This is a genomic window from Chitinophaga rupis, from assembly GCF_900109685.1.
Lineage (GTDB): Bacteria > Bacteroidota > Bacteroidia > Chitinophagales > Chitinophagaceae > Chitinophaga > Chitinophaga rupis.
The window spans coordinates 537,371-564,143 of record NZ_FOBB01000002.1; the positions used below are offsets into that span (position 1 = coordinate 537,371).

The 26,773-nt window shown below is 48.8% G+C and carries 20 protein-coding genes; 13 read left to right on the forward strand and 7 right to left on the reverse strand.

From position 1 onward, the window contains the following. The first annotated feature begins 40 nt into the window (after positions 1-40). Together BMZ54_RS09310 and BMZ54_RS09315 are read left to right on the forward strand one after the other, a co-directional pair. A complete protein-coding gene (locus BMZ54_RS09310; protein WP_089909645.1) occupies positions 41-1,129 on the forward strand; it encodes a glycosyltransferase family protein in 1,089 nt (362 codons plus the stop codon). Positions 1,130-1,216: 87 nt separating this feature from the next. Further along, entirely contained in the window at positions 1,217-5,089 is a 3,873-nt protein-coding gene (locus tag BMZ54_RS09315) for a T9SS type B sorting domain-containing protein (RefSeq protein WP_089909648.1), read from the forward strand. Between the two features lie 4 nt (positions 5,090-5,093). On the opposite strand, the gene BMZ54_RS09320 is transcribed toward BMZ54_RS09315, so the two are convergent. The 3 genes from BMZ54_RS09320 to dnaE form a co-directional block, all read right to left on the reverse strand. Next, entirely contained in the window at positions 5,094-6,146 is a 1,053-nt protein-coding gene (locus BMZ54_RS09320) for a class I fructose-bisphosphate aldolase (RefSeq protein ID WP_089909652.1), read from the reverse strand. Between the two features lie 151 nt (positions 6,147-6,297). Next, positions 6,298-6,615, reverse strand: a complete 318-nt coding sequence (trxA, locus tag BMZ54_RS09325; RefSeq protein WP_089909655.1) for a thioredoxin — start codon at positions 6,613-6,615, stop codon at positions 6,298-6,300. Between the two features lie 256 nt (positions 6,616-6,871). Beyond that, a complete protein-coding gene (dnaE, locus tag BMZ54_RS09330) occupies positions 6,872-10,513 on the reverse strand; it encodes a DNA polymerase III subunit alpha (RefSeq protein WP_089909658.1) in 3,642 nt (1,213 codons plus the stop codon). 196 nt (positions 10,514-10,709) lie between these two features. On the opposite strand from dnaE, the gene BMZ54_RS09335 reads away from it, so the two are divergent. The 4 genes from BMZ54_RS09335 (at position 10,710) to BMZ54_RS09350 (ending at position 13,804) form a co-directional block, all read left to right on the forward strand. Further along, on the forward strand, positions 10,710-11,381 hold the full coding sequence (locus BMZ54_RS09335) for an NlpC/P60 family protein (protein ID WP_089909661.1): 672 nt from the start codon (positions 10,710-10,712) through the stop codon (positions 11,379-11,381). A gap of 105 nt (positions 11,382-11,486) precedes the next feature. Continuing rightward, on the forward strand, positions 11,487-12,329 hold the full coding sequence (locus tag BMZ54_RS09340) for a glycosyltransferase family 2 protein (protein WP_089909664.1): 843 nt from the start codon (positions 11,487-11,489) through the stop codon (positions 12,327-12,329). Continuing rightward, entirely contained in the window at positions 12,322-13,083 is a 762-nt protein-coding gene (locus tag BMZ54_RS09345) for a methyltransferase domain-containing protein (protein ID WP_089909667.1), read from the forward strand. Before BMZ54_RS09340 ends, BMZ54_RS09345 begins: the two co-directional genes overlap by 8 nt. Next, positions 13,073-13,804, forward strand: a complete 732-nt coding sequence (locus BMZ54_RS09350) for a class I SAM-dependent methyltransferase (protein WP_089909670.1) — start codon at positions 13,073-13,075, stop codon at positions 13,802-13,804. Before BMZ54_RS09345 ends, BMZ54_RS09350 begins: the two co-directional genes overlap by 11 nt. A gap of 2 nt (positions 13,805-13,806) precedes the next feature. On the opposite strand, the gene BMZ54_RS09355 is transcribed toward BMZ54_RS09350, so the two are convergent. Beyond that, complete coding sequence (locus BMZ54_RS09355) at positions 13,807-15,309, reverse strand: lipopolysaccharide biosynthesis protein (protein ID WP_089909673.1); 1,503 nt, start codon at positions 15,307-15,309, stop codon at positions 13,807-13,809. A gap of 92 nt (positions 15,310-15,401) precedes the next feature. On the opposite strand from BMZ54_RS09355, the gene BMZ54_RS09360 reads away from it, so the two are divergent. From BMZ54_RS09360 to BMZ54_RS09375, 4 genes are all read left to right on the forward strand, one after another. Further along, positions 15,402-16,295, forward strand: a complete 894-nt coding sequence (locus BMZ54_RS09360; RefSeq protein WP_162277506.1) for a glycosyltransferase — start codon at positions 15,402-15,404, stop codon at positions 16,293-16,295. After that, positions 16,292-17,239, forward strand: coding sequence for a glycosyltransferase family 2 protein (locus tag BMZ54_RS09365; protein WP_089909679.1), 948 nt, complete (start codon positions 16,292-16,294; stop codon positions 17,237-17,239). The genes BMZ54_RS09360 and BMZ54_RS09365 overlap by 4 nt, the downstream gene beginning before the upstream one ends. A 5-nt stretch (positions 17,240-17,244) precedes the next feature. Further along, a complete protein-coding gene (locus BMZ54_RS09370; RefSeq protein WP_089909683.1) occupies positions 17,245-18,249 on the forward strand; it encodes a glycosyltransferase family 2 protein in 1,005 nt (334 codons plus the stop codon). 90 nt (positions 18,250-18,339) lie between these two features. Continuing rightward, on the forward strand, positions 18,340-19,167 hold the full coding sequence (locus BMZ54_RS09375) for a class I SAM-dependent methyltransferase (protein WP_089909685.1): 828 nt from the start codon (positions 18,340-18,342) through the stop codon (positions 19,165-19,167). An 8-nt stretch (positions 19,168-19,175) separates the two neighbouring features. Here BMZ54_RS09375 and BMZ54_RS09380 read toward each other — a convergent pair whose 3' ends face one another. Next, complete coding sequence (locus BMZ54_RS09380; RefSeq protein ID WP_089909689.1) at positions 19,176-20,306, reverse strand: glycosyltransferase; 1,131 nt, start codon at positions 20,304-20,306, stop codon at positions 19,176-19,178. Beyond that, complete coding sequence (locus tag BMZ54_RS09385; protein WP_089909692.1) at positions 20,303-22,819, reverse strand: YfhO family protein; 2,517 nt, start codon at positions 22,817-22,819, stop codon at positions 20,303-20,305. Before BMZ54_RS09385 ends, BMZ54_RS09380 begins: the two co-directional genes overlap by 4 nt. A 259-nt stretch (positions 22,820-23,078) precedes the next feature. On the opposite strand from BMZ54_RS09385, the gene BMZ54_RS09390 reads away from it, so the two are divergent. The 3 genes from BMZ54_RS09390 to BMZ54_RS09400 are packed head-to-tail and all read left to right on the forward strand — an operon-like array spanning position 23,079 to position 24,910. Continuing rightward, complete coding sequence (locus tag BMZ54_RS09390; RefSeq protein WP_143080949.1) at positions 23,079-23,336, forward strand: hypothetical protein; 258 nt, start codon at positions 23,079-23,081, stop codon at positions 23,334-23,336. Next, positions 23,333-24,115: a queuosine precursor transporter gene (locus BMZ54_RS09395; RefSeq protein ID WP_089909700.1), complete on the forward strand. Its 783-nt coding sequence runs from the start codon at positions 23,333-23,335 to the stop codon at positions 24,113-24,115. The genes BMZ54_RS09390 and BMZ54_RS09395 overlap by 4 nt, the downstream gene beginning before the upstream one ends. A 51-nt stretch (positions 24,116-24,166) precedes the next feature. Beyond that, the gene (locus BMZ54_RS09400) at positions 24,167-24,910 is read left to right on the forward strand and encodes a class I SAM-dependent methyltransferase (protein WP_089909704.1); all 744 of its coding nucleotides are present in this window, start codon (positions 24,167-24,169) and stop codon (positions 24,908-24,910) included. A 165-nt stretch (positions 24,911-25,075) separates the two neighbouring features. Here the strand turns inward: BMZ54_RS09400 and BMZ54_RS09405 are convergent, their stop codons facing one another. Then, positions 25,076-26,752, reverse strand: coding sequence for a RagB/SusD family nutrient uptake outer membrane protein (locus BMZ54_RS09405; RefSeq protein WP_089909707.1), 1,677 nt, complete (start codon positions 26,750-26,752; stop codon positions 25,076-25,078). Positions 26,753-26,773: the final 21 nt, after the last annotated feature.

The window sequence follows — 26,773 nt, forward strand, 5'->3', positions numbered from 1 at the left end:
TTCTTCACCTTTGCGGGACTAACTATTTCAGGGGAACCATATGCACCATCAAACGGGAAAAAAGAAGATCGTATTACTGGAACTGGGCGGATCGCATGTAGAATGCCTGTATGCGCAGGTGCTTTTCCTGCAGCCGGCCTATGAAGTGCATGTGATCTGTAACCGGCACCTGTGGCCGGAACTGGAGAAAATGGAAGGCATTAGCGGGCACCAGCTGCATGATACTACCCATGCCCGCGGACAGGTAGTGCCCCAGGTTAAAAAATATTTAAAGGAGCATAATATCAGCCAACTGGTGATCAATACCACGGAAATATCCCTGGTGCGCGATCTGGTGCTGCGCTTATTATTTACCCGTATTAATATTACCGGGGTGGTGCATAATGCCCGCAAGCTCAATAACAGCTTTACCATGCGGCAGATAGTGGGTTTGAAAGTGAAAAAGTTCTTTGTGCTGAATGATGCGCTGCTGCCCCATATACATGCGAGAAAAGGCACTACAGTAGGCAGCTTTTACCCGGTATTTTTTCCTCATACGGGCACGCCTGTATCCAAACAGCCCGGGGAATGCTGGGTAAGTGTACCGGGCAGTATTGAAAGCAGCCGCCGGAACTATACCGGCCTGCTGGAACAGGTTAAGCAGAACGGGCTGCCGGCCAATATGAAGATCATTTTCCTGGGCGGCTTTTATCCGGAGCGCGACCCGGACATTGCAGCGCAGCTGGCCGCCTTGCCGCCACAGCAGCGGAAGCAGCTGGTTACCTTTGGGCCGGAGCTGGTACCGCAGACAGTATTTGATGCCTGGATGCAGCAAACAGACCTTATACTGCCGCTGCTGCACCCGGGTGTGCATAAGTTCGGGGAGTATTTAACTACACGTATTTCCGGCGCCTATAACCTCTCTTTCGGATACGGCATACCCCTGTTAATGGAGCAATCCTTTAGCAGCTGGGGTGATCTGGCGCAGCATGCGCTGTTCTACCAGGTGCCGGACCTGGCTGGTATGCTGAAGGCTATTGCCGCCAACCCGGACCTGCTGAAGGATAAACGCGCCGGTATAAGCGCTGATCCTAAATTTACGCTGGACGAGCAACAGAGGCGTTACCTGGCCTTGGTGGAGAAGGCATAATGCATATAATATATGTGATATTTGCGCTGTATGACTGAAAACGTTACTTTTGTAAGCTATAGAGTACACGTAGTCATTTAATTAGAAATGCGAATATCCCTTGCCTTGGTCAGCACTGTATTGTGCTGCCTATTAACCCATACGTATGTACAGGCCCAAACCTCTTTTACAGCCCCTAATACGGTTTATGTAAACGACCCTGTTAACATCACCAATACCACCACCGGTGCCACTACTTATTTCTGGAACTTTTGCTCCGGCAGTTTGTACAATGCGCCACAGGTAACCAATTTTGGTAACCCGGGCGGGCAGCTATCTACCCCGGTATTTTTAGCTACGGCCAAAGACGGAACTGATTATTATGCGTTTGTAGCTAACCATAACGGTACCCTGCTGAAATATATGTTTGGTAGCAGCTTACTGAATACGCCCACTATACAAAATTTAGGTACTGTAGGCGGTACGGTGCCCACCTTTACAGAAGGGGTGCAGATAGCGCAGGACGCCAGCGGCTGGCATGTGGTTATAGTGGGGGGCGATCCTGCCAACTCTACCATTGCCCGCATAGATTTTGGCCCTTCCTTATCCAACGCCAGCCCCACTGGTATTAATTTTGGAAATATAGGCGCCATGAATGTACCGCATGACCTGTTTATGATACAGGAAGGCAGCACCTGGTACGGCTTTACGGTGAATGCGGGCGATCACACTATCACCCGTTTTGATTTTGGTACTTCCTTTACCGCTGCGCCTGTGGGTGTAAACCTGGGTAATGTAGGTAACCTGTCGCAGCCAACCGGGGTATGCGCCATACAGGATAACGGTAACCGCTATATTTTTGTAACCAATCAAACCGGTAGCCTTAGCCGCCTGGATTTTGGCGCCTCTTTTAGTAATACGCCTACCGGCGTAAACATAGGCGGGTTAAACTTTCTGCAGGCCCCCCGGGATATTTCCGTTATACATGATTGCGGAAAAGCATTTGGGCTGGTGATGGATGCCGGGCGTGCAGAAGTGGTGCGTATAGATTTTAATACCGGTATTACCGGTACACCAACAGCTACCGGTACGGGTGTGAACGGCTTCCAGTTCCTGCACTCCATTTCCAGCGCTTTCCGGGAAAATAATAATCTGTATGCGTTTGTGCTAGATGCCTATGCAAACAGTCTATCGCGCATAGTGTTCGCCAGCTGTACCAATGCCAGTGTGCCGTCGTCCACGCTGCAACAGCCGCTATCCTATTCTTACAACGCCCCGGGTACCTATACAATTAACCTCATTACAGATGAGGGCTTAGCCACACAGGGCGCCTTCTGTAAAACCATTGAAGTGCTGCCCCGGCCTATAACGCCCGCTGCTGCCAGCTTTACAGCGCCGGATACCGTGTGTGTAAATGCGCCGGTGAATATTACCAATACCTCCACTAACGCCAGCACCTATTACTGGAACTTTTGCTCCGGCAGCCTGTATAATGCGCCGCAGATCACCAACCTGGGTGGCATGGGTGGTAACCTTGACAGGCCGGTATTTATTGCAACTGCCAAAGAAGGCAATAACTATTACGGCTTTGTAACCAACAATGGGCTCAATAATCTTATCAGACTTGATTTTGGCACCAGCCTGTTAAACACGCCTACCCCTACCAACCTGGGCAACTTTGGTAATATCATCCCTATTAATACAGAAGGGGTGCAGATTGTGCAGGATGCAGATGGCTGGCATATTATTATTCTGGGTGGAATAAATAGCAATGCGAAGATTGTGAAAGTGGACCTTGGCACTTCGCTGGCTAACCCTTCGCCTACAGCCACTGACTGGGGCAATATCGGCAACCTGAACTACCCTGCAGACCTGTACACTTTCCAGGAAGGCAGCCACTGGTATGGGCTTACCGTGAATGCCTATAACAATACTATTACCCGTTTTGATTTTGGTACCAGCTTCCAGAACCCGCCGGCAGGCACTAACCTGGGTAACCTGGGCAACCTGGATTTTCCCACCGGTATTTTTACCCTGCAGGAAAGCGGCAACTGGTATGTGCTGATCACTAACCGCAATAATAATTCGCTTACCCGCCTGGATTTTGGCGCATCGTTACTGAATACACCTGCTGCGGTGAACCTGGGTAACCCGGACGGGGTGCTGAACCAACCGCGCGACCTGTGTGTACTGCATGATTGTGGCAGAACCTATGCCCTGGCTGTAAATGAAGTGACCAGTGACCTGCTGAGGATAGATTTCCAGGGAAGTATTACCGGTGCAGTATCCGGCGTATCATTAGGCAGCAGTGGAGGCATGAGCTTTCCGCATAGTATTTCCACCTTGTTCCGTGAAGGCAACGGCCTGTATGCCTTTGTTACCAATGTAGATAACAATACCATTTCAAGGCTGGTGTTCAGCGGTTGTAATAATGCCAGCATTCCATCATCCACATTACAACAGCCCCCGGCGATCAGCTATAATACACCGGGCACTTATACCATTAACCTGCTTGCGGATGAGCTGCTGCCTTCCCCAAGCGTGTTCTGTAAAACCATTGTGGTAATGGCGCCGCCGGTAGTGAACCTGGGTACTGACCAAACCGTGTGCGATGGTACGGATGTAGAGCTGGATGCCGGTGCAGGCGCAGGTTTGCGCTACCAGTGGAGCACCGGCGCAGGCACGCAAAAAATTACCGTTAACCAATCCGGCACCTATAGTGTAACCGTGAATAACGGCGGCTGTACCACGCAGGATGATATAGTGGTGAATATGAGCAAGGTAATGCAATTAAACCCGGTAGTAACAGCTATTGACTGTAACCGGCCTACCGGCAGCATTGTACTAACGCCTACCGGGGGTACGCAGCCGTACAGCTATTACCTGGATGCAAGCGGCCCTGTAAGCAGCAATACTTTTGATAACCTGCAGGCCGGCAATTATACGGTACGGGTGCAGGATCAGCTGGGCTGTGAAGTATCGCAGCCGGTAACCGTAAGTGTAGACCCTAACCGTATTTTAAATACTACCGGCAGCATGATGATGCCCAGCTGTGCGGGCGTGGCAGATGGTATGATCAGTGTGCAGGTGCAGCAGGGAGTGCCGCCGTTTGAATACGCCATTAATGGAGCACCTTACCAAACGGGTAATACCTTTAACAACCTGGGTGGCGGCGCTTATACGGTGTATACCAATAACGGGGTTTGTATAGATAGCTTCCTGGTAACGCTTATTGATCCTGTTGCGGTAGCCCTGCAGGTAACAAAAGAAGATGAGCTGTGCAGGCGGCAGAATGGTAGCGCCGATATACGCCTGAACGGCGGTACTCCGCCTTATGACGTGTATTGGAACAGCGCGCCGGTTAACAGCACTTTAATGAATAACCTGGGTGAAGGGGATTATACGCTGCAGGTTACAGATGCCCGTGGCTGTACCGCTGATACTACTATACGGATCAATAACCTGGACCTGCCGCCGGTAACTATCCTGAACAAGGATATTACCATTAATATCGGTGAATCCATACAGCTGGTGGCGGTGAATGCACCGGATTACATATGGACGCCCGCTGAAGGACTGAGCTGCACCAACTGCGCTGCGCCGGTTGCACAGCCCATGCATCCCACCAGGTATATTGTGAGTACGGTAACCGGTAAGAACTGTGTACCGGCAGATACCGTGAATATATTATTGTCTTACAACCTTTCCGTGTATGTGCCTAATGCCTTTACCCCGAACGGGGATGGTAAGAACGATGTGTTCCGCCCTAAAGTAAAAGGTGCGAGCAGCTACCACCTGCAGATCTATAACCGCTGGGGGCAGCTGCTGTATGATACCTTTGATATGAAAACCGGCTGGGATGGCCGCTACAGGGACGTTCTGCAGCCAATGGGCGCTTATGTGTATATGGTGCAGTATGCGTATTACGGGAGTGAGAAAAATGTGCTGATGCAGAAGGGCACGTTTACGCTTATACGATAATTTTTCACGCAACCGTAACCTCCTTATTCAAATACACATCCTGCACAGCATTCAGCAGCTCAACCCCTTCTTTGAACGGGCACTGAAATGCTTTGCGGCCTAAGATAAGCCCTGTGCCGCCGGCGCGTTTGTTGATGATGGCAGCGCGCAGGGCTTCCGTAAGATCCTTTTCCCCTTTGGATTCCCCACCGGAATTAATGAGGCCAATACGGCCTGCATACCCGTTCAGCACCTGGTAGCGGCACAGGTCAATGGGATGGCTGGTAGTAAGCTTATCGTACATAGCCGGGTGCGATTTGCCAAACTGCAAAGCGGTAAAACCGCCGTTCAGATCCGGGAGCTTTTGCTTTACCAGATCCGCCTGTATGGTGGCGCCAATGTGGATGGCCTGGCCCGTGAGGTCGGCGGCGGTATGATAGTCCTTACCATCTTTTACAAAGGCCTTATTACGCAGGTAGCACCATAAAATGGTCGGCAGCCCCAGGCTGTGCGCTTCTTCAAAGGCCTGCGCTATTTCCACGATCTGCCGGGTAGATTCCTGGCTGCCAAAGTAAATGGTAGCGCCTACGGCAGCTGCGCCCAGGTTCCAGGCATCTTTTACGGTGCCAAACAATACCTGGTCGTATTTATTGGGGTAGGAGAGCAGCTCGTTATGATTGAGCTTTACAATAAAGGGTATTTTATGCGCATAGGTGCGGGAAAATAAAGCCAGGTGTCCAAAGGTGGTGGCTACAGCATTGCAGCCGCCTTCTACCGCCAGCTTCAGAATGTTTTCCGGGTCAAAGTAAATGGGATTGGGGGCAAAGGCGCTGCCTGCGCTGTGTTCAATATCCTGGTCAACCGGGAGTATGGAGGCATAGCCGGTGCCGGCCAGGCGCCCATGGCCGTACAGGGCTGCCAGGTTACGTAATACCTGCGGGGGGCGGTTGCTGGGCAGGAACAGCCGCTCTACAGCATCCGGGCCGGGAAGGTGCAGCTGATCTCTGGGAATGGCCTGGCAGGTATGTTCCAGCAGGTCTTTTAATTCCTGTTCGGGGAAATGTTGGGTGAGTTGCATGGGGAGATTGTTTTACAGGGGAGAAGGCCGCAAAAATTGATCCGTTTCCCCAAAGGATGTGTGCTACGCTCTGAAGGGGCGGCACCCGTAAAAAACAAAAGCGCCCCGGATAACCGGAGCGCTTTCTTATGCGTTTATATAGAATAAACTATTACAGGTGTGACTGTATTTTCTTTTCCAGTACTGAGCGGGGAGCCGCGCCTACCTGCTTGTCTACTACCTGACCGTCTTTAATGAACAGGATGGCAGGTATGCTGGTAATACCGTAGTTGATAGATAACTGCGGATTGTGGTCCACATTTACCTTACCTACATTTACCTTACCGGCGTAATCTTTAGACAGATCTTCAATAACCGGACCTATAGCGCGACAAGGACCACACCATTCAGCCCAAAAATCAACTACACTTAATTTATCGGAGGTCAGTACTTCTGTCTGAAAGTTTGAATCAGTGAATTCTAAAGCCATATTTGATATATTTAAAGTTATATGATTTCAAATTAAAGGATTGAAGCAAGAAGTCTAATGTTCAGTGTTTGAATGATACCCTTTCCCGTGTTCCATTGCCTCATCTTTACAGTATTCTACTACTTCAATTTTCAATCCAAGGCGCAAGTTACTGCATTTTTGACACCCTACTTATTGATTGTATCTATGCCGGTATTGCTTATCAGCTGCCTGTTTACTTAACCAGGTGATAACCTAATGGTTGTAACATTAGTAACTATCTACCGGGCGTTTCTATATAGATCTCAATGTCAGGTTGTTTGGCCAAAAACTGCGCCAACTCGTCATTCATCTCAATATGCCGGTTAAAGGTGTGCAGCTTTACGGCCCACTCATTATCCCGGTCTATCAGCTGCAGGTATAACTCGCTGTTACCGGGGTATTTAGCGGCATTATCGCACAGGAAATCCACTACTTCCCGCGTTATGAACTTGGGCATGGTGGTAAGGTATACCTGTTTAGTATGCGTTTTCTTTACTTCCTGCAGCAGCTGCATGCTGGTTACCTTAAACTCGTACTCTGCATCATTAAAGCGTTTTGCTTTAAAGCCCCCGTTTATGAATAAGCACAGGCCGCTTTTGAGGTAAGGCGCAAACCGGATAAAATCCTCGCTCCACAAGGCAAATTCAAACTTACCGCTATAATCCTCAATGGTCATAATACCAAACTGGCGGTTATTACGGGAGATCCTTTCCTGCGCATTGGTTACATATACTGCCAGGCGGAAATTGCGTTCCTTGCCTTTACCACCGCCGCCGGGCATGGTAAGCTCCGACTGGTACTCCACCAGCTCCGATACGGCATTCATGTGGTAGTATTTGCTTTCAAAGCGGTAATCATCCAGCGGATGGCCGGATATGTAAATGCCTGTTACATCCCGCTCATTATTCAGCTTCAGGATCAGCGGCCAGGGATCGCAGGGTGGGATCTTAGGTGGTTCCACATCCGGCATATCCTCATCGCCAAACAGGCTGCCTGCGGATGATGAGCCGGCAGATACCTGGTTACCGAATTTTATGATCTTATCCAGGCCGGTCATGGTTTCATTTTCCAGCTTATGGAAATACTGCGCACGGTGCAGGGCCGGGAAGCAGTCCAGGGCGCCTGACATGGCCAGGGCTTCCAGTGATTTTTTGTTCACCGCCCGCTGGTTCACCCGCTTGATCATATCAAATACGCTGGTGTAGGGGCCGTTCTGCCTGCGTTCTTCCAGCAGGTTCTCAATAGCATTTTCACCTACGCCTTTTAAGCCGGCCAGGCCAAAGCGTACCTGCCCTTTTTTATTTACTGCAAAACCTTTGAAGGATTCGTTCACATCCGGCGGCAATACATCCAGGCCCATACGTTTACACTCTTCCATAAAGAAGGTGATCTTTTCAATGTTGCTGGCGTTGTTCAGCACCGCCGACATATATTCCGCAGGGTAGTGAGCTTTCAGGTAAGCGGTCTGGTAAGCCACAAAGGCGTAACAGGTGGAGTGGGATTTGTTGAATGCGTAAGAGGCAAATGCTTCCCAGTCCGTCCATACCTTATCGCACATCTTGGGATCGTGGCCCCTTTCCGCACAGCCGGCCATGAACTGGGATTTCATTTTATCCAGCACAGCCTTTTGCTTTTTACCCATGGCCTTACGCAGTATGTCCGCATCTCCTTTGGAGAAGCCGGCCAGCTTCTGGCTCAGCAGCATCACCTGTTCCTGGTACACGGTAATACCGTAGGTATCGTTCAGATATTCCTCCATATCCGCCAGATCGTACTGCACGGGCTCCAGGCCGTGCTTACGGCGTATAAAGGTAGGAATGTACTCCAGCGGCCCCGGGCGGTACAGGGCGTTCATGGCTATCAGGTCATCAAACCTATCGGGCTTCAGCTCGCGGAGGTATTTTTGCATGCCGGGCGACTCAAACTGGAATGTACCGTTGGTTTCACCCTTTTGGTACAGCTCATAGGTTTTTTGATCGTCCAGCGGAATGCTATCAATATCTATTTCAACTCCATGGTTCTGTTTGATCATTTCCAGCGCACCCTTAATAATGGTAAGGGTTTTCAGCCCCAGGAAGTCCATTTTAATTACGCCGGCGCTTTCAATAATGCTGCCTTCAAATTGGGTTACCAGCAGGTCAGAATCCTTGGCGGTGGATACGGGTATCAGCTCTGACAGGTCCCTGGGGGCAATGATAATACCGGCGGCATGGATACCCGTGTTACGTACAGAACCTTCCAGCACGCAGGCTTCGCGCAGCACTTCGCCGGCCAGGTCATCGCCTTTGATCAGCTCCCGCAGCTTTTTCACATTTTCCAGCTCTTCGCCGCCCAGGCCTTCTTTTTCTGACAGGCTTTTTTCACTGCCGTCAATGGGAGCATTGAAGATACGGTCCAGCTGAATACCCGGTTTTTCCGGCACCAGCTTGGCCAGGGCGTTACTTTCCGGCAGTGGCAGGTCCATTACGCGGGCTACGTCCTTGATACTCATTTTAGCGGCCATGGTACCGTAGGTAATGATCTGCGCTACCTGGTTACGGCCGTATTTCTGTACTACGTAGTCAATTACCTTTTGCCGGCCTTCATCGTCAAAGTCCGTATCAATATCGGGCATGCTCTTACGTTCCGGGTTCAGGAAACGTTCGAACAGGAGGTTATACTTAATGGGATCTATATTGGTAATGCCAATGCAATAGGCTACTGCGGAACCGGCGGCAGAACCGCGGCCCGGGCCTATGAACACTCCGAGGTCGCGGCCGGCTTTAATAAAGTCGGATACAATGAGGAAGTAACCGGCAAAACCCATGTTCTCAATTACCTGCAGCTCAAAGTTGATGCGTTCCTCAATTTCCGGCGTCCACTCCTGGTAACGCTGGCGGGCGCCTTCCATGGTAATGTGGCGCAGGTACTGATCCTGCGTAAAAAACTCCTTGGGTATGGGAAAGTTGGGCAGCAGGATATCTTTTTTCAGGTCCAGCAGCTCTACCTTATCTACTATTTCATTGGTATTGTCAATGGCCTGTGGCAGATCATGAAAGAGCTTACTCATCTCTTCCGTGGTCTTGAAATAGAACTGATCGTTATAGAATGCGAAGCGTTTGTTCTTTACAGATACATCATCATCAGAAAACTCCTTCATGGTAGGAGTGGCTTTCTTTTCGCCAGTGTTTATACACAGCAGGATGTCGTGCGCATTGGCATCTTCCTGGTCTACGTAATGGGAATCGTTGGAGGCAATGATCTTTACGTTGTGCTTTTTGGCGTAGCGCAGCAGCACCTCGTTCACTTTCTCCTGCTCCGGGATGCCGTGGCGCTGCATTTCCACGTAGAAATCCTCTCCGAAAATATTCAGCCACCATTTAAATTCCTCTTCGCCGGCTTCTTCCCCTTTTTTGAGGATGGTTTTAGGTACGGAGGCGCCCAGGCAGCAGGTGGTGGCTATCAGCCCTTCGTGGTACTGCAGGATCAGCTCTTTATCAATACGGGGATATTTACCGTACAGCCCTTCAATATAACCTAAAGAGCATAGTTTAATGAGGTTGCGGTAGCCCTGCTCATTTTTGGCCAGCAGCACCTGGTGGTAGCGGATATCTTTTTCTTCCCGGGTAAAGGCGCGTTTGTGGCGATGGTCTACTACGTAAAACTCGCAGCCTACAATGGGCTTTACTTTCAGGCGTTTATCCTTTGGGTCTGCCGGGTTCAGCTTATTGTTATATGCCTCTGCCACAAACTGGAATACGCCAAACATGTTACCATGGTCTGTAATGGCCAGGGCGGGCATATTGCCGGCCATTGCTTTCTTATACAGTGATTTAATATCTGCGGCCCCATCCAACAGGGAATATTGCGTATGTACGTGTAAGTGAGAGAATTGCATGTGCTAATCTGGTCTGTCCTGGTTTGTTACTCCTGGGTGTAAAATTCCTATAAAAAATTGTCACGGCATGAAATGTTTTTCCACAAACCTGCGTTTAGCGGAGTTGAGAATGTATGCTGCCTGCCGGCAGTATGGCATAGGTATTAACATATTAGGATTTTATCATTAACTTGGCGAAAATTTTTAATAAAGGCTTATGGGTTTTAGCAAAGGAACTTTTTGGGTAATGTTGTTCATGGGTGTAGGGGTATTAAGTTCCTGTTCCTCTTTACGAAAACCGGCCGGCGGTAAATCCGCTACCACGGCCAATAAGCAAAATGTGCAGTTCCTGGATGGCATTAGCATGAACCGGGGCGGCAGCTCCACTTACGCTAAAGGCGGCGGGTATGCTAGCTTAAACAGCAGCGCTTTCACTGCGGGCAGCACCTATATTGAAAATGCGCAGGCCTGGCAGTTCAAATATGCCCAGCTGCTGGATGTAGCGGTGGAAACGGTGAATAATTACCGCCTGTACGGTTTTATTGAAGACTGGTGGGGCACGCCATATCGCCTGGGTGGTAAGGACAAGGACGGGGTGGATTGTTCTGCTTTTGTAAGCACGCTGCTATCTGTTGTTTTCCGCGAAAGCTTTACCGGCACTTCCCAGCAAATGTATGAGCAAACAAAAAAGCTGCGCTCCCGCAGTGAGCTGCAGGAGGGTGACCTGGTGTTCTTCAGCATCGGGCAAAAGAAGCGGGTATCGCATGTAGGCGTGTACCTGGATCATGACCGTTTTGTACATGCTTCTACCAGCGCGGGTGTAATGATCAGCGACCTGAATGAAACGTATTGGACAAAGTATTATACAGGCGGAGGCAGGGTGGAGTAGGGCTAACTGGCCGGAAATTTGTATAGTCTGCTTTTAACTTTTACTTTTGAAATCCGGAACTGTGGCAGAACAGCGGGACTGCTGTATAAAACCGTGCTAGCAAACATGGGCAATCCAATAGTATCGATTATTATACCCTGCTATAACCAGGGGCATTTTTTACAAGACGCGCTTAAAAGCCTGGTTGCCTGTGATGCTGACCTGTATGAGCTGATCATTGTCAATGATGGATCTACAGACGCTGCTACCAATACCTACCTGCGGGAGCTCAGCAACCAGGGGTACCATGTGATATTCCAGGAAAACCAGGGCCTGGGCGCTGCCCGTAACACGGGCATACGCGCTTCCAAAGGCCGTTACCTTTTACCGCTGGATGCCGACAACTGCATTTATCCCGCTTACCTTACTCACGGCATTAACATTTTAGATCAGCATCCTGATGTGGCGGTGGTGTATGGAGATGCGCAATATTTTGGGGACAGAAAGGGCATTTGGAAACCGGGGCCTTTTAACCTGCAGCGCTTAATGTTAGGAAATTTTATTGATGCCTGTGCCGTAGTACGCCGGTCTGTTGTGGAAGAAGTGGGCTATTATGATAATATGAAGATAATGGGCTGCGAGGATTGGGACCTGTGGCTGCGGATAGCTTTTAAGGGGTACCGTTTTCATTATGTGGAGGAAGTGCTGTTTGACTATCGTGTGAACCAGCAGTCTATGATCAGAACACTGAATGCCAACATTGCCAAGCAAAATGCTATTGAGGAATATTTCATTAAAAAATACCCGGAGCAGCTGGATTTTGCATTTGGCCAGCAGCTGTTATTATACCGCATTAAGAAAAAGCCCTGGAGATATGCAAAACGGTTCTTTTTGCAGAAATTCTTTCCTGCTTACTATAACCGATTACTGAGGGATAACAAAATGTATAAAGGATTTCTCTATGATTGAGGCACAAAAATATGATGACCGTTTTTTTGATCTGCTGGAAAAGAACTCCTATTCCTCAGCACAGCGTGTATTACCGATCGTAAACGGTTTTATTCATCCGCAAAGCATAATAGATGTGGGCTGCGGCAGCGGCGTATGGCTGAAAGTAGTGAGCGAGGAGCTGCACATACAGGATTACCAGGGTGTGGAAGGCCCCTATGTAAAGCCGGAAACGCTGAAAGTGCCGGCAGATAAGGTTTTATTCAAAGACCTGAAGCAGCCGCTATCCTTAGGGCGGCGGTACGACCTGGCTATTTCCATGGAAGTGGGAGAGCATTTACCGGATAGCTGCGCGCGGCAGTTTGTAGGCACGCTTACTTCTCTCAGCGATGTGGTGCTGTTCTCTGCAGCCATACCGGGGCAGGAAGGTACTTATCATATTAACGAGCAATATCCTGAATACTGGGCGCAGCTTTTTGTAGAACAGGGCTATGTGCCGGTTGATATTATGCGCCCCTTATTATGGAAAAAGGAAGGCGTTGAATACTGGTACCAGCAAAACACCCTGCTGTATGTAAAAAAGGAGGCTTTAAGCCGCTACCCTGCGCTGCAGCAAACAGCGGAGATCACGAACCCGCAGTACCTGACCCGTATACATCCCGCATTACTGGATAAGAAAACCCGCCATATAAACCTAACGCGCAGCACCTGGGGATTCCTGAACTGGAAGTGGTATATGTTCAAACGTAAATATCTGAAGAAAAATGCAGACTGATACTTCCCGGGAAGCAGGCATAGAGCGGCTCTCCAGCACCAGCATATCATCCGTTACCAATCCGTACCACCTGGTGCTTCATTTTATACGCCATGATATTGCGGAAGCGGCCACTCAATACGCCAGCGGGCAGCTGCTGGATATAGGCTGCGGCAACAAACCCTATGAAGAGCTGTTCAAAAACAGTGTAAGCAGCTACATAGGCTGTGATATTGTGCAAAGCAGCTTAAATGTAGTAGATAACCTGTGCCCGGCTAATGAATTATGTTATGGGGACCAGGCTTTTGATACCGTTTTTTCAACCCAGGTAATAGAGCATGTGGCCGACCATCATGGAATGGTAAAGGAATCTTTCCGGGTATTAAAACCAGGCGGACATGCTATTTTCACGGCTCCTTTTAACTGGGAGCTGCATGAAGAGCCGTACGACTTTTTCCGGTTCTCCAAACATGGCCTTAAATTCCTTTTTGAAAAATACGGGTTTGAGGTTATAAAGATCAAATCCAATGGGGGTAAATGGGCGGCTATCAGCCAGCTATGGTTAAATGTATTACTCTCTACCCGCAAATACCGCACCTTAAGGTCCCGCATTATTAAGCTGCTGTTCCTCCGTTTAAAGCTCATCGTGCCCTATAACCGTTTCTTCATCTGGCTGGATAAGCGTTATTTCGATGATGTGTTTACGCTGAATTATATTATAGTGGCGCGTAAGCCGCTGTAGGCTTATCTTCCCAATACTCTTTTCACACGTTCCAGGCCCAGTGCATACAGGCGGTTCAGATCATCTGATACCCTTAAGGGGATGATGAGGGCTGCGCAAACAACCACATACACGGTGGATTGCACAATTGCATCCAGCAGGACAGACGGCATTTTTATAAGGGAATGTGCCGCCCAATAACCAATTACAGTAATAACGATCACTGCGGCATTGCGCCAGGTAAAAGGCTGCATCTTAAACTTCACCCATATGAATACATAGCGTATGAGGTTAAAGATGATGTAGGCTATCAGCGAAGCAGCTGCAGAACCGTCAATACCATATCTTTTAATGAGCAGGTAATTGAGCGGTATTAAGATACAAAGCAGCGCAGCGGTGGTAACCAGGTCTACTTTCCAGTAGCGGGAGGTTACAATGATCTGTGCATTTACGCCGGTGCCCAGCTCCACTATTTTGGTAAGGCCAAGTAAGAGCAATACGTTTTGTCCTTCCAGGTAAGAGCGGTTAATATTCAGGATCTCGAAAGCATTGTGATAGTTGAGCCATATTAAGCCAAACAGGAAGCAGGAGAACAGGAGCATGTTCAATGCGGTTTTGCGGTAAATGCTTTCTATCCGTTTCATGTCCTTATCCTTCCAGGCCTGTGCAATAACAGGCACAGAAACCGCTATGAGGCCACGCTGCGGCCCTTCCATGGTAGAGGTAATGTAAGAGGCAAACGTAAAGATGCCGTTTTGTGCAAGTCCCAGCACGCTACTGATAATAAAGTTGTCGAAGTTCTTAGCCAGTATGGTAAATAAAGCCACGATATAAACGAAAGTGCCCAGGGAAAGCATTTTTTTACGCAGGCGGCGGGTAACCACGCTGGTTTTCAGCGTAAAGGAGATCTGTCCTTTGCGGTACAGGTAGATCAGCAGCCCCAGGAAAATAAATGCATATACGAATGAGAACAGGTTTATAAAACCTTCGTAGTTCAATACCTTGAACAGGAACAGGATAATAAGGAAAGAGGTGAACAGCCGCATCACCAGCTCTTTCTGAAAGTTAGCAGCTACGGATGCAAAGTGGTTCCAGGCCTGTGCTTCCAGCAAGGAAAATAGTAACAGGAATAAGCTGAGGGGATAAATGGTATAAAAATATTTTATGAGCAGGGGGGAGTTTGTACCGAACTTGGTTACTACCAGGTCTTTAAACAGGAAAGAGCACAGGCATACCGCTACAAAACCAACAATGGCTATAATGACAGCTTTGCCAAACAGGTCGCGCTTTTCCAGGGGAAGATTATCGCGGTAATAAGGATAAAAGCGGTATAATACAGGAATGGTGCCCAGGTTGGCCAACGCAAAGAAGTATTGTGCTATATTCAGCAGAATGCCTATTAAGCCGTATTCTGCCGCGGTAAAATAGTGGCCGGTTGTAAAAAGCCAGGTATTAATTGCGCCTATAAAAAAGCCGGTGTATATAATAAAGGAGGAAGTAATACTTTGTTTCCTGATTATGCCCATTTTCCTGTTGCTTGGTTGTAAAGATGGCAAAAATCATGCATTATAGGAAAGTTTGTATTTTTAAGCTTTTTGGAATTTATTGTACTGTTATTATGATCTCTGTTATCATCTGTTCTGCCGACAATGGCCGCATTGAAAAGGTAAAAGCCAATATAGCGGCCACCATTGGTGTGCCGTATGAAATACTGGTGATCACCAATGCGAAGGAATTGGGGGGCATTTGTAAAGGTTATAATACCGGGGCTGCGGTGGCAGCGTATGATATTTTGTGCTTTGTGCATGATGATGTGACCTTTTTAACCCCAGAGTGGGGAGTAAGAACGGCCGCACATTTTGCGCAGCAGGAGGCCCTGGGCCTTATAGGGCTGGCCGGCAGCCGGTATAAAAGCGCGGCCATTTCCGGCTGGGCTACGGGGCAGCCGGCATTTGACTGCTGCAATATTTTCCAGGCAGGCAAAAGCGGCGCACCGCAGCGGGTATACCTGCACCCGGCAGGGCAGCCGGATAACCTGGTAAGTGTGCGTACCCTGGACGGCGTGTGGCTGTGCATGCGTAAAACTGTGTGGCAGCAATACCCTTTTAACGAGGAAAAGCTGCCGGGGTTTCATTTTTATGACCTGGACATCAGCCTGCGCGTATCCCAGCGTTATATGACAGGCGTGGTGTTTGATATAGACCTGTTGCATGATTCTATGGGCAGCTTTGGCGAAGCCTGGATCAATCATGCCATACATTTTCACCGCCATATTAACCAGGTGCCTTTACCGGCCCTGGCGCCGGGCGCAGCGGGGGAGGCGGCTGTAGCCACCGCAGAAAAAAAAGTAACCAGCTACTGGTTAAACCGTTTAATGAAAGAGCCGATAAGCGAAGCGGTACGCTGCAAGTGGATACTGGCTGCAGGCGCCTGGAAACAACCGGGCCGCTGGACAGATGTAGCCAAGCTGCTGTTGTACCCGATTAAAAAAACACTGGAAAGGAGATCATGACCAATAGCAATATTAAAATATCTGTTTGCATACCGGCATATAAGAACCCCGAGTTCCTGCTGCGGGCGCTGGCATCGCTGGCTACGCAGCAGTGCAGCAGCTGGGAAGTAATTATTACGGACGACAGCCCGGATGAAAGTGTGCACCAGGTGGTGCAACAGTTCCAGCAGCAGCTGCCCATACAGTATTATAAGAATACCCCCGCGCATGGCATGCCGGCCAACTGGAATACCTGCTACGATAAAGCCCGCGGCGCCTATATAAAGATATTACATGATGACGACTGGCTGGCGCACCCGCAGGCCCTGGAAAAAATGGCTGCTGCGCTGGATGCCAACCCTGACTGCGATTTTGTATATACCGCCTACAGCAACCATTACCTGCAAACCGGTGATATTGAGGATGTGCATTGTAATGCCTTTTACCAGCGGCTGTTACAGCAATCGCCGGTGAACCTGTTCCAACGCAATTTTATAGGACCGCCCAGCGTTATTATGCACCGCAACAAACCGGCCTACCGGTATGATGTAAAGACCCGCTGGGTGGTGGATATTGATTTTTATATGCAGGTATTACAGGCCAACCCGAAGTTTGTGTATATAGATGAAGTGCTGGTGAATGTAGGCATCAGCGGGGAGCAGATCACGCGCGACTGCTTTCGGGTGCGGGAGGTGGAGATACCGGAGAACTTTTATTTACTGCGTAAATTCTCTTTAAAGGCGCTGAATAATATTTACGTGTATGATTTTTTCTGGCGTATGCTGCGCAACCTGGAAATAAGGCAGGTGGCAGACCTGCGCTCATCCGGCCTGGAAGGGGATATTCCCTCTCCCGTGCGGCAAATGATCACTTTACAAAGGCAGTTTCCCCTGCGTGTGCTGCGGATAGGCGTTATATCCAAGCTGCTGATGACCTTCTCCTATTTATTCCGTAAAAGGCTATAACCAGTATGGACCTTTCAATTATAATTGTTAATTATAAAAGCGCCGCCCTGATACTGGACTGCATACAATCCATTATACAGCAAACTACCGCTATCAGCTACGAAATTATTGTGGTGGATAATGATTCGCAGGATAACAGCGAGCAGGTGATACTGCAGCAATACCCGCAGGTACGCTGGCTGCAAATGGGCTACAACGCCGGGTTTTCCCGGGGCAATAATGCCGGTTTACGTATAGCCCATGGCGATATGCTGCTGCTGCTGAACCCTGATACTATTGTACTGGATCATGCGCTGGATGGTTGTGTAAGCCGCTTCCGCGCTTCCGACTACGCTGCCTGCGCGGTGCAGCTGTTAAACCCTGACGGCAGCCCGCAGATAACCGGTAATTACTTTATGAAAGGGGGATTAAATCACCTGCTGCCATTGCCTTACTGGGGCGGGTTTCTGCGCTGGCTGGGCTATGCGCTGCAAACCAAAGTACCCAATGTACGCGTTGCTGAAACAGAGCAGGTGGTGGACTGGATCAATGGCGCTTACCTGATGGTGAAAAAAAGCACCGTTGAAAAAGCGGGACTGATGGATGAAGACTTTTTTTTGTATGCGGAGGAAACGGAATGGTGCAGCCGTATTAAAAAGGTGGGGCAGCTGGTGGTGTATGGCGACCTGCATGTGATACACCTGCAGGGTGAAAGCGCCAATGCTGCTTTTGAAACCAATGATAAAGGTTATTATGACCTGTATAGCCGTAAAGGTTTTCAGCTGATGCTCTCCAACCACCTGCGGGTGCGCAAGCAGTACGGGGTATTATGGTTCTTTATACTGTTATTTAATTATACTTTTGCCGTGCCGGTGGCCTTTATATGCAGCTTTATAGCCAATGCAGCCAGGTTACGCAACCCGTTTAAGCTATGGCCCAAAACAGGGCAGCTGGCAGGGAACGTAGGCCGGCTGTGGGCCATGGCTCCCACTATTATACGCAATAAGCCGCACTTTTATAAAGTGTTGTAATTGAGTATTTAGTAAATATTGTATCTTTGATTTATATGTAGTTAGTAATAACATTTAATAGTAGCCAACAATAATCCATTTAAAACATCTATGAAATTCACCGCACACAACATTTTGCTGAACAACGGCCAAAAAACCATGGGAGATGATTCCATTTTATTGTCGGACAGCGCTGTTTGGTCATCCATAAAAAAGACCGTTGATCTCTTTATTCCCCCAACAGCAGGCGACAGAAGCAAGATGCGCGTGGTAGACCTGGGCTGCCTGGAAGGCGGCTATGCTGCTGAATTTGCGAGAATGGGTTTTGACAGCCTGGGTATTGAAGCAAGAGCTGAGAACATAGAGAATTGCAACTATGTAAAGGATAACCTGGGCCTTCCCAACTTAAACTTTGCGCAGGATGATGTGCGGAACATGGCTAACTACGGTAAGTTTGATATTACACTTTGTTATGGCCTGCTATACCACCTGAACGATCCGGCAGCGTTCCTGAAGCTGATCAGCGAGTGTACCACCAAAATGCTGCTGTTAAATACGCATTTTGCACCGGAAAGGGATGTACGTTACCGGCTGGGACCTTTAAACAAATATTTTATAGCGCCTATCCAGAAACGTACCAGCTTATTTGAACACCAGTATAACTACCGCCTGTCGCCTATTACAGAGAATGAAGGTTATAAGGGCCGCTGGTTTAAGGAATGGACCCCGGGCACTAAAAAAGAGAAGATCGAAAAGCTGCTGTGGGCTTCCTATAACAACCACCGCTCTTTCTGGTTAACGAAAAAAGAGCTTACCAAAGCAATGCACGCCGCCGGGTTTAACAGTGTATTTGAGCAATTTGACTACACCGGTGACCTGTTCCGCGAAAACTATACGCAGTATTACAACCGTACCATGTTCGTAGCTATAAAACACTAAACATATTATTAAGGGCGGGCTATAAGGGCCTGCATCACAGCGGAAGCATCCCCTGCAATATTAGTATTGCTGTAATATTCAAAGAATGAAGGGGGAGTAGCTTCCGCTGTATTATTTTGCTGCAGCATAAGCGTTATGAACTGCTGCCAGTCATTATCTGCCGCTACCTGCAGCTTATTGCCACATACGTTTGTATTTACGCCTATGGCCCCGCTGGCGGTAGATACTACGGTTTTGTGGTACGCCAATGCTTCCAGCACCTTGGTTTTTACGCCGCCACCTTCCAATACCGGGTTAATAAATACATCTGCTGCCGCAAAGTACTCCCCGATATCATTTACAAAACCGGTGTAAATAATACGGCCATTGGTAGCCTTTACCTGGGCTATCAGCTCAGCTGGTAAACCTTTGCCGCTAATGAGTATTACATAAGGGGAAGCTGCTGTTTTTTGCAGCAAGGGGTCTATATCCGTTAATATTTTGCGCACGGCCTGCTGGTTAGGCTGGTAGCCCAGCGCCCCGTTAAAGTAAAAAATAGTGCTGTTGGATGGTATATTATGGCGGCTGCAAACCTGTTCGCGCAAGGCAGTGTGGTCTGTAACGGCCGGTGGCGCTGTAATGCCGTAAGGGGCTACGCTTACCTTTTGCGGATCCAGGCCATATTCACGAATGGCGGTATCAGCATCTTCCCGGCTAATGAAAAAGCTGTGGGCTGCTTTGCGGTGTACCCATTTTTCGTAGGCCCATAACAGTGACCACCACTTTTTGCCCATGCTGCGGAAACGGGCTGCCTCTATATTGTGGGAGTGTACTACAAACCTGCGGCCGGTGCGGGCCTGCAGCCATACTGCCATCCATCCCATATAAGGATGCTCTATTTGCAGCAGCTGCACATTTTTTTGCCGGATGGCTTTTGCCAGCTGACCTGCATAGAAAACATTAAGATAACGGGTACGGCTATTGGTAAACAGCGGCCATAGTGCATAAGGCAAAGGTCCTTCGGCCTGGTTGGCCTGCACAGATACCACGGTAAGCCGGCAATAGTGCGCCAGGGCTGCATAATAACCGGCTATGAATAACTCGCCCCCTTGCCTGGCTGGCAGGTATGGGTACGGCGCGATACTCAATACATGCATCATGCCGGAACCGCTTTTTTGCGCTGCTGTATTATGTACAATGCAAACGAGCCGATAATAAGCACCATCATCACTACAAAGCTGACCAGGGATATTTTAATACCTGCGTAATAAGATACCGGTTCAAACCTAAACTCAATGGTGTGCTTACCGGCAGGTACCAGCATTCCACGCAGCGCGTAGTTCACGCGGGCATAGGGCACCTTCTGGCCGTCTATAAAGGCGTTCCAGCCTTTTTCATAATACACTTCAGAGAACACGGCAAACTGTGGTGTGGCCGCGTTGTATTCATAAGAGATGGTGTTCAGGTTATTGGCAATTAAATGAATGCTGGCGGCGGAATCATACACCGGTTCGCCTTTCACATTTGCTTTATAACGCTGGTCTATTATCACGGTATCTTTCGGATCAAAGTGGTCCATTGCACTCATTTCAGCATCTGCATTCGGCACCCATTGAATATGTTTTACAAACCAGGCATTGCCCAGCGCATCCGGGTTGCGGGCTGCGGTTGGCTGCCCGTTCTGGCCGGCCTGAATTACGTACTTGGTATTGAGCATGTTCAGCACCTGTATGTTGTTCTTGCTGATCTGGCGTTCGATCAGGTCCAAGTACAGCTGCAGCTTGGCTGCGTGATAACCGCCTATGCTTTTATGGAAGTAGGAGGTCATGGCATCGTTAAACGGACCATTGGGAGAGGTAAGGTTAAATACCCGGTAGTAGGGATCTTTATCCTGTAATATTTGCTGGTCGGCTGCTGTGGGCTGGAATGGATCGCCATAGCTGGCTTCATCCATAAAATCATCACTGCTCAGGTAACGCTTATCTACCTGCAACAGGTCAAACAGCACTAACACTACTGCGCCGCCTATGAGTAAATTCTTATTCAGCTTACCTGACAGGAAAAGCCATAACAGGCCGAATATGAGGCCGGTCAGGACCAGGGAGCGGATCACATCATTGCGGTACAGGGTAGCACGGTCTTCACGGAGGGCTTTCATCATACTTTCCACGATCGCATTATCGCCCCGCGCCATTTGTGCAAGCTGTGACTGGAACTGGTTATCTGTACCGGGTGTTTCGGGATTATTGGAAAAGTTGGTGTAAGACAGGGAGGTGGATGCCAGCAGCAATAATACCAGTATGCCGCCGGTGATCATACCGGTGAACTTCAGTTTTTTCAACAGCTCTGCTTTAGGCAGCTGACTGGTGATGAGCTCATTTAACCCCATTACTGCCAGCACTGCAAAAGTGAGCTGCGGGAAAATGAGCGCCTGTGAAGGTGCGCGGAACTTGCTGTAAAAAGGTAAATGATCAAACAGGAAATAGTTGAAAGCAGCAAAGTTGCTGCCCCAGGCCAGGAAAATACCAAACACGGTTACTGCTACCAGCCACCACTTATGCCAGGATTTTATGAGGAACAGCGCCAGTATGGCCAGGAAGCACACCACAATACCCAGGTATACGGGGCCGCTGGTGCCCAAAAGGGACTGATCGCCCCAGTATAAAGGGTAGTGTTTGATCATATTTTCGGCCTGCACGGCGGGTACGCCAATGCCGGTAAGCTGCTTATAAGTTTCTGAGCTGGTACTTAATTCGCCGCCGGAGCTGCCGCCGTAAATATTAGGCGCTATCAGGGTAAAGGTTTCAAACTTGCCATAGCTCCACTGGAAGGCATAGTCTTTATCCAGCCCGCCGGCTGTTTTATTTCCTTCCTGCCCGGGCAGCGGCGACAATTCCGACTTACCGCCCCGGTTACTGGCATGCGAATATTCGTAGGTGGTCCACAAACGCATGGCGTTATAGCTCATACCTACCAATACGGCTGCCAGCACTACTCCGGAGGAGATGAACAGGTGCTTATAATCTTTTTCACGGATGGTGATCACTGCAAATACGATGGCAATAACGGCCAGTAGTAAAAAGAAGTAATAGGTGATCTGCAGGTGATTGGCTTCTATAAAATAACCTAAAAATAATGCGGTGAGGCCGGCGCCTAAGAGGTATTGCCGCCTGAGCACCAGCATTATACCGGCTATTACGCCCGGTAAATAGGCCAGTGCAACGGATTTGGTATCATGCCCTGCTGAGAGGATGATGGGCATATAACTGGAATAGGCATACGCTACTGCGCCAATGAAACCTATCCAGGGATTTACCCTCAGCACAATGCATAAAATATAAAAAGTTAACGCTGCCAGGAACAATACGTTAATAGGTTTAGGCAGGTTGAGTGTTAATATCATAGGGATGATCTGCCCATAGTTGTAAGGGCTTTCAGAAGAGATCTGGTAAGTGGGCATACCACCGAACATGCTGGTTGTCCACAGGGGGGTAATACCATGTTTTTCCTTGTAATCCAATGATTCTTTGGCCATGCCTTTCCATTGAATTACATCGCTTTGGCCTAATACTTTGCCATCCAGGGCGGGTTTGCAATACAGCACTGCCAGTACCAGAAATGCCACCACTACTATAATGTGCGGCAAAAGCGTTTTCAGCCAGTTATTCTTCATATTTATGGTAATCTTTTAAAACAGATAAGTAGCAAATATATTATTTAAAGTTCATAGTTGTTAGTCAATGGTCCATGGTCCATAGTCCATGGTCCATTGCATAGTGCGTGGCCTAAAGTTGTTCGAGTAATGGACTGTGGGCTATTGTATTATCATTGCACGCAGCCCTGATATACGTACTATGCCATGGACTATGGACCGTCGGCTATCGACTATTCACTAATATTACTATTTTCGCTGCATGCGCTTCGTTAAAATTTTGTTGAAATTCGTTTTTATATGCAATCTTTGCTACCTCGCAGTGTGGCTGTTGCGTATTACAGAGCATGGGGAGCGCTTTGCGTGGCTTTTCAATTCCGTGATTGTACTGGGGATCCTGGTGGCGCCCTGGGCCAATATGCTGAGCAGTGTGCTGGCCATTGTATTACTGCTGCTGCGCAAGATAAGCTGGGGGGAGCTACCCGGTTACCTGCTGATCCTTAACCTGTCAATATTATTAGTTCAAATACTGGTATGATCAATCATCTTCTGAAAGACCGGCCCACCAAGCTGTTTGTCATTTTCTCCTGTTTTTTTGTGGCCAACGCGCTGATAGCGGAATGTATAGGCGGTAAGATCTTTTCCCTGGAACGCTTACTGGGCCTGCCGGTACATACTTTTACCATTTTCGGGCAAAGCGGATTATCGTTTAACCTTACCTGTGGGGTATTGTTATGGCCGCTGGAGTTTGTAATGACGGATGTGGTGAATGAATATTACGGTCCTAAAGCGGTGCGCCGCATTTCCTATACGGCTGTAGCGCTGATCCTGTATGCTTTCCTGATGTTTTTCCTGGCTATTGAAGTGCCCCCGGCTGATTTCTGGATAGGCAGCAAAACGGCTGATGGCCTGCCGAATATGCAAACGGCCTTTACCGGGATCTTTGGGCAGGGTATGTGGATCATTGCGGGCAGCGTTATTGCCTTTCTGGTAAGCCAGATAGTGGATGTTACCGTATTTCACCGTATTAAAAAACGCACGGGCGATAAACATATCTGGCTGCGGGCCACCGGGTCTACCATTGTATCGCAGCTGGTGGATAGCTTTATTGTGCTGTACATTGCGTTTAAACTGGGGAATAACTGGACATGGCAGCAGGTGCTGGCCATTTGCCTGGTGAACTATATATACAAATTCACCATGGCTATTGTACTTACACCTCTGATCTATTTACTGGAAAAACGGATAGAACATTACCTGGGCAAGGAAACCACCGCTAAGATGAAAGCCAGCGCCATGGGGCTTAGCGAGGAGTAAGGAATAATTTTTGCAGGCGTGTAATATATATTTAAGACATAACACAACAACATGCAATTAAAAGATGCAATCACCACCTGGGTATCTTACATCAAAAGACCGGCCAAGCGAAAGCTGATCAATTACAGTGCGCAGCTGCGCGGTAAGAAGGGGATTGAAATTGGCGGGCCCAGTGCGCTGTTTGCAGTAAAGGGATATTTTCCGGTATACCTGTTTGCAGCGCAGATAGACGGTGCTAACTTCAGCACCAATACTATTTGGGAAGGGCAGATACAGGAGGGCAACAACTTTCACTACTATAACAAAACCGGCTACCAGTTCATACGCGAGGCCACAGACCTGCAGGGCATTGCAGATAACAGCTACGACTTTGTACTATCCTGCCATTGCCTGGAACATGTGGCTAACCCGCTGAAAGCCCTGTATGAATGGAAGCGGGTACTAAAGCCCGGCGGGCAGCTGGTGCTGGTGCTGCCGGATAAGCGCCATACCTTTGATATTAACCGGCCCTATACTACACTGGAACATTTGCAGCAGGATTATAAAAACAATGTAGGTGAAGATGATACCACGCATTTTGACGAGATTATACGCCTGCATGTAATGGATGAAAAGGAAGGCACGCGTGAAGAGCTGGCCAGCCAGATACAGCAAAACATCCGGTACCGCCGCGCGCATCATCATGTATTCAGCCTGGAGCTGATGAAACAAATGCTGGAGGTATGCGGCTTTACCACGCTGCACCAGCAGGATGGAGCGCCGTTCCATTTGATCACGGTGGCGCAGAAAAATTAAGAATGAATAATTAATAATGGAATGCAGCGGATGTTTGGTGTTATGCCGCAGGGCTGGTACACTGTTGAAATGCATTTTCTGCAACCAGCATAATAAAGAGGGCGATATTTCAATTGAAGTATCGCCCTCTTTATTATTAATTATTCATGCTTAATTATTAATTCCTCACTCCGTACGGGGATTTTTTACCGGTGCGGCGCCGGGGCCCGGCGGGTTGTTAGCTACTTCATTATCCGGAACATCCCAGTAATCCAGGAAGCTGTAATCTATAGTTGCATTGGTGTTAATGTTGCCGGAGCGGTCTATCACCACACAGCCGGTACGGCCCCCGCCTTTGGATACGGGATCGATCACTTTCCAGCGGCGGGCGTCGTAGAAGGAGAGGGCGCGGAACAACAGGCCTATCCTTCTTTCCTTACGCAGCTCCTCTTTGGCAGCAGCTGCGGTAGCGGCCACGGTGGGCGCTAAGCCGGCGCCCTGTGCATTCCGTACTGCATCAATCAACGCCATGCCTGATATAATAGCGGCGGGGCTGAAATTATCTTTGTACATAGTGGCTTCTGCTTTCATCAGCTCATTTTCTTCCCAGCTGCCGGCCAGGTACATTTCTGTTGCACCTACGCCGGTATTGCTATATACAATTACACCGCTCATTTTTTTACCACCATCGATCAGCGCGTGGTTGGTGTTAAAGGAGTTACCACGGTCAGCATTACCGATCCAGGTGGTGCCGGTTTCAAAATTGTTATCCAGGCGTTTGTCGCCGGGTTTAAAATCCTGTATTAAGCGCTCGCTGATGCTGTAGCCATTGCCACCCGGATCTGTGCTGGTAACCCTGGCTGCTACGGTGCCATCTGATGCGGCAATAATATCGCCCAGCTGGTCTGAGCGGCCGGTGAATACAAAATCATTCTGCTGTATGCCATTGTTGGTAAGGGTAAGAATGCTGTCCCAGCGGGTGGCGGGCATGGCATCTACCGTGGTATTTACCAGCAGGTTGCGGGCTTTGAGGGTATTAATGTTACGGATCCACATATCCGGGGTAAGCACGCCGCCTTTACCTACCTGGTAAAACGCCGGGATCAGCTTACTGAGCACGGCATTATAATCTGCCCCGGCAGAAAGGCCGGTCAGTAATTGTGCGGCCGTATCCAGCTTAGCGTTGGCTGCGGCTATCATGGTTTCTTTGGATACGTAGTTGTTGTTAGTGGTTTTAGGATCATCTGCAACACCCAGGTTGTCGTTAATGATGCCGGCGTAATAAAGGGAGCCAATGCGGGAATACACATACCCTTTCCACCAGTAGGCCCAGGCTTTTACCACATTCTTTTTGGTGGCTGCATCGCCGCTGAACTCCACCTCATCCAGCGCGGCCAGCACCAGGTTACAGTTCTTATTGAGCTGGTACATGTAAGCCCATTCGTAAAAGAGCGGGTTGGAGCCTGCTTCAGCATTACTGTTGATGGCGCGTATGAGCTGCAGCTGTTTGGAGGGAAAGCCGGGGCTGGGTACTACGGTGCCATCGTCCAGCGTAACCTTATCCGGGCAGCCTAACTGGTTCATGTATTCGTTGGCGGATTCCATGCCTATTACATCGCCCATTTGCTCCTGAAAGCCTATGGCGCCTGACCAGAAGCGGCCTATTACCGCATCATAATACTTAAGATCATAAAACCCGCTTACATAAATGCCCTGGCCCAGGGCTACAATGCCCTTTTCTGTGGCGGCGCTTCCCGGTGAGGGCTGGTTAGGATCATTGATATCCAGCTGACTTTTACAGGCCAGCATGCAGCACAGGGATATTACCAGCGGTATATATTTTGTTTGTTTATTGATAGTCATAATTTTTGCGTTTAGGTGTTG

Bases quoted from the DNA above. Each gene is read 5' to 3' on its own strand.
- BMZ54_RS09315 (WP_089909648.1), top strand. From the start codon at position 1,217: ATGCGAATATCCCTTGCCTTGGTCAGCACTGTATTGTGCTGCCTATTA.
- BMZ54_RS09380 (WP_089909689.1), bottom strand. From the start codon at position 20,306: ATGATGCATGTATTGAGTATCGCGCCGTACCCATACCTGCCAGCCAGG.
- BMZ54_RS09375 (WP_089909685.1), top strand. From the start codon at position 18,340: ATGAAATTCACCGCACACAACATTTTGCTGAACAACGGCCAAAAAACC.
- dnaE (WP_089909658.1), bottom strand. From the start codon at position 10,513: ATGCAATTCTCTCACTTACACGTACATACGCAATATTCCCTGTTGGAT.
- BMZ54_RS09320 (WP_089909652.1), bottom strand. From the start codon at position 6,146: ATGCAACTCACCCAACATTTCCCCGAACAGGAATTAAAAGACCTGCTG.
- BMZ54_RS09370 (WP_089909683.1), top strand. From the start codon at position 17,245: ATGGACCTTTCAATTATAATTGTTAATTATAAAAGCGCCGCCCTGATA.
- BMZ54_RS09355 (WP_089909673.1), bottom strand. From the start codon at position 15,309: ATGGGCATAATCAGGAAACAAAGTATTACTTCCTCCTTTATTATATAC.
- BMZ54_RS09400 (WP_089909704.1), top strand. From the start codon at position 24,167: ATGCAATTAAAAGATGCAATCACCACCTGGGTATCTTACATCAAAAGA.
- BMZ54_RS09310 (WP_089909645.1), top strand. From the start codon at position 41: ATGCACCATCAAACGGGAAAAAAGAAGATCGTATTACTGGAACTGGGC.
- BMZ54_RS09350 (WP_089909670.1), top strand. From the start codon at position 13,073: ATGCAGACTGATACTTCCCGGGAAGCAGGCATAGAGCGGCTCTCCAGC.
- BMZ54_RS09360 (WP_162277506.1), top strand. From the start codon at position 15,402: ATGATCTCTGTTATCATCTGTTCTGCCGACAATGGCCGCATTGAAAAG.
- BMZ54_RS09405 (WP_089909707.1), bottom strand. From the start codon at position 26,752: ATGACTATCAATAAACAAACAAAATATATACCGCTGGTAATATCCCTG.
- BMZ54_RS09385 (WP_089909692.1), bottom strand. From the start codon at position 22,819: ATGAAGAATAACTGGCTGAAAACGCTTTTGCCGCACATTATAGTAGTG.
- BMZ54_RS09365 (WP_089909679.1), top strand. From the start codon at position 16,292: ATGACCAATAGCAATATTAAAATATCTGTTTGCATACCGGCATATAAG.
- BMZ54_RS09335 (WP_089909661.1), top strand. From the start codon at position 10,710: ATGGGTTTTAGCAAAGGAACTTTTTGGGTAATGTTGTTCATGGGTGTA.
- BMZ54_RS09395 (WP_089909700.1), top strand. From the start codon at position 23,333: ATGATCAATCATCTTCTGAAAGACCGGCCCACCAAGCTGTTTGTCATT.
- trxA (WP_089909655.1), bottom strand. From the start codon at position 6,615: ATGGCTTTAGAATTCACTGATTCAAACTTTCAGACAGAAGTACTGACC.
- BMZ54_RS09345 (WP_089909667.1), top strand. From the start codon at position 12,322: ATGATTGAGGCACAAAAATATGATGACCGTTTTTTTGATCTGCTGGAA.
- BMZ54_RS09340 (WP_089909664.1), top strand. From the start codon at position 11,487: ATGGGCAATCCAATAGTATCGATTATTATACCCTGCTATAACCAGGGG.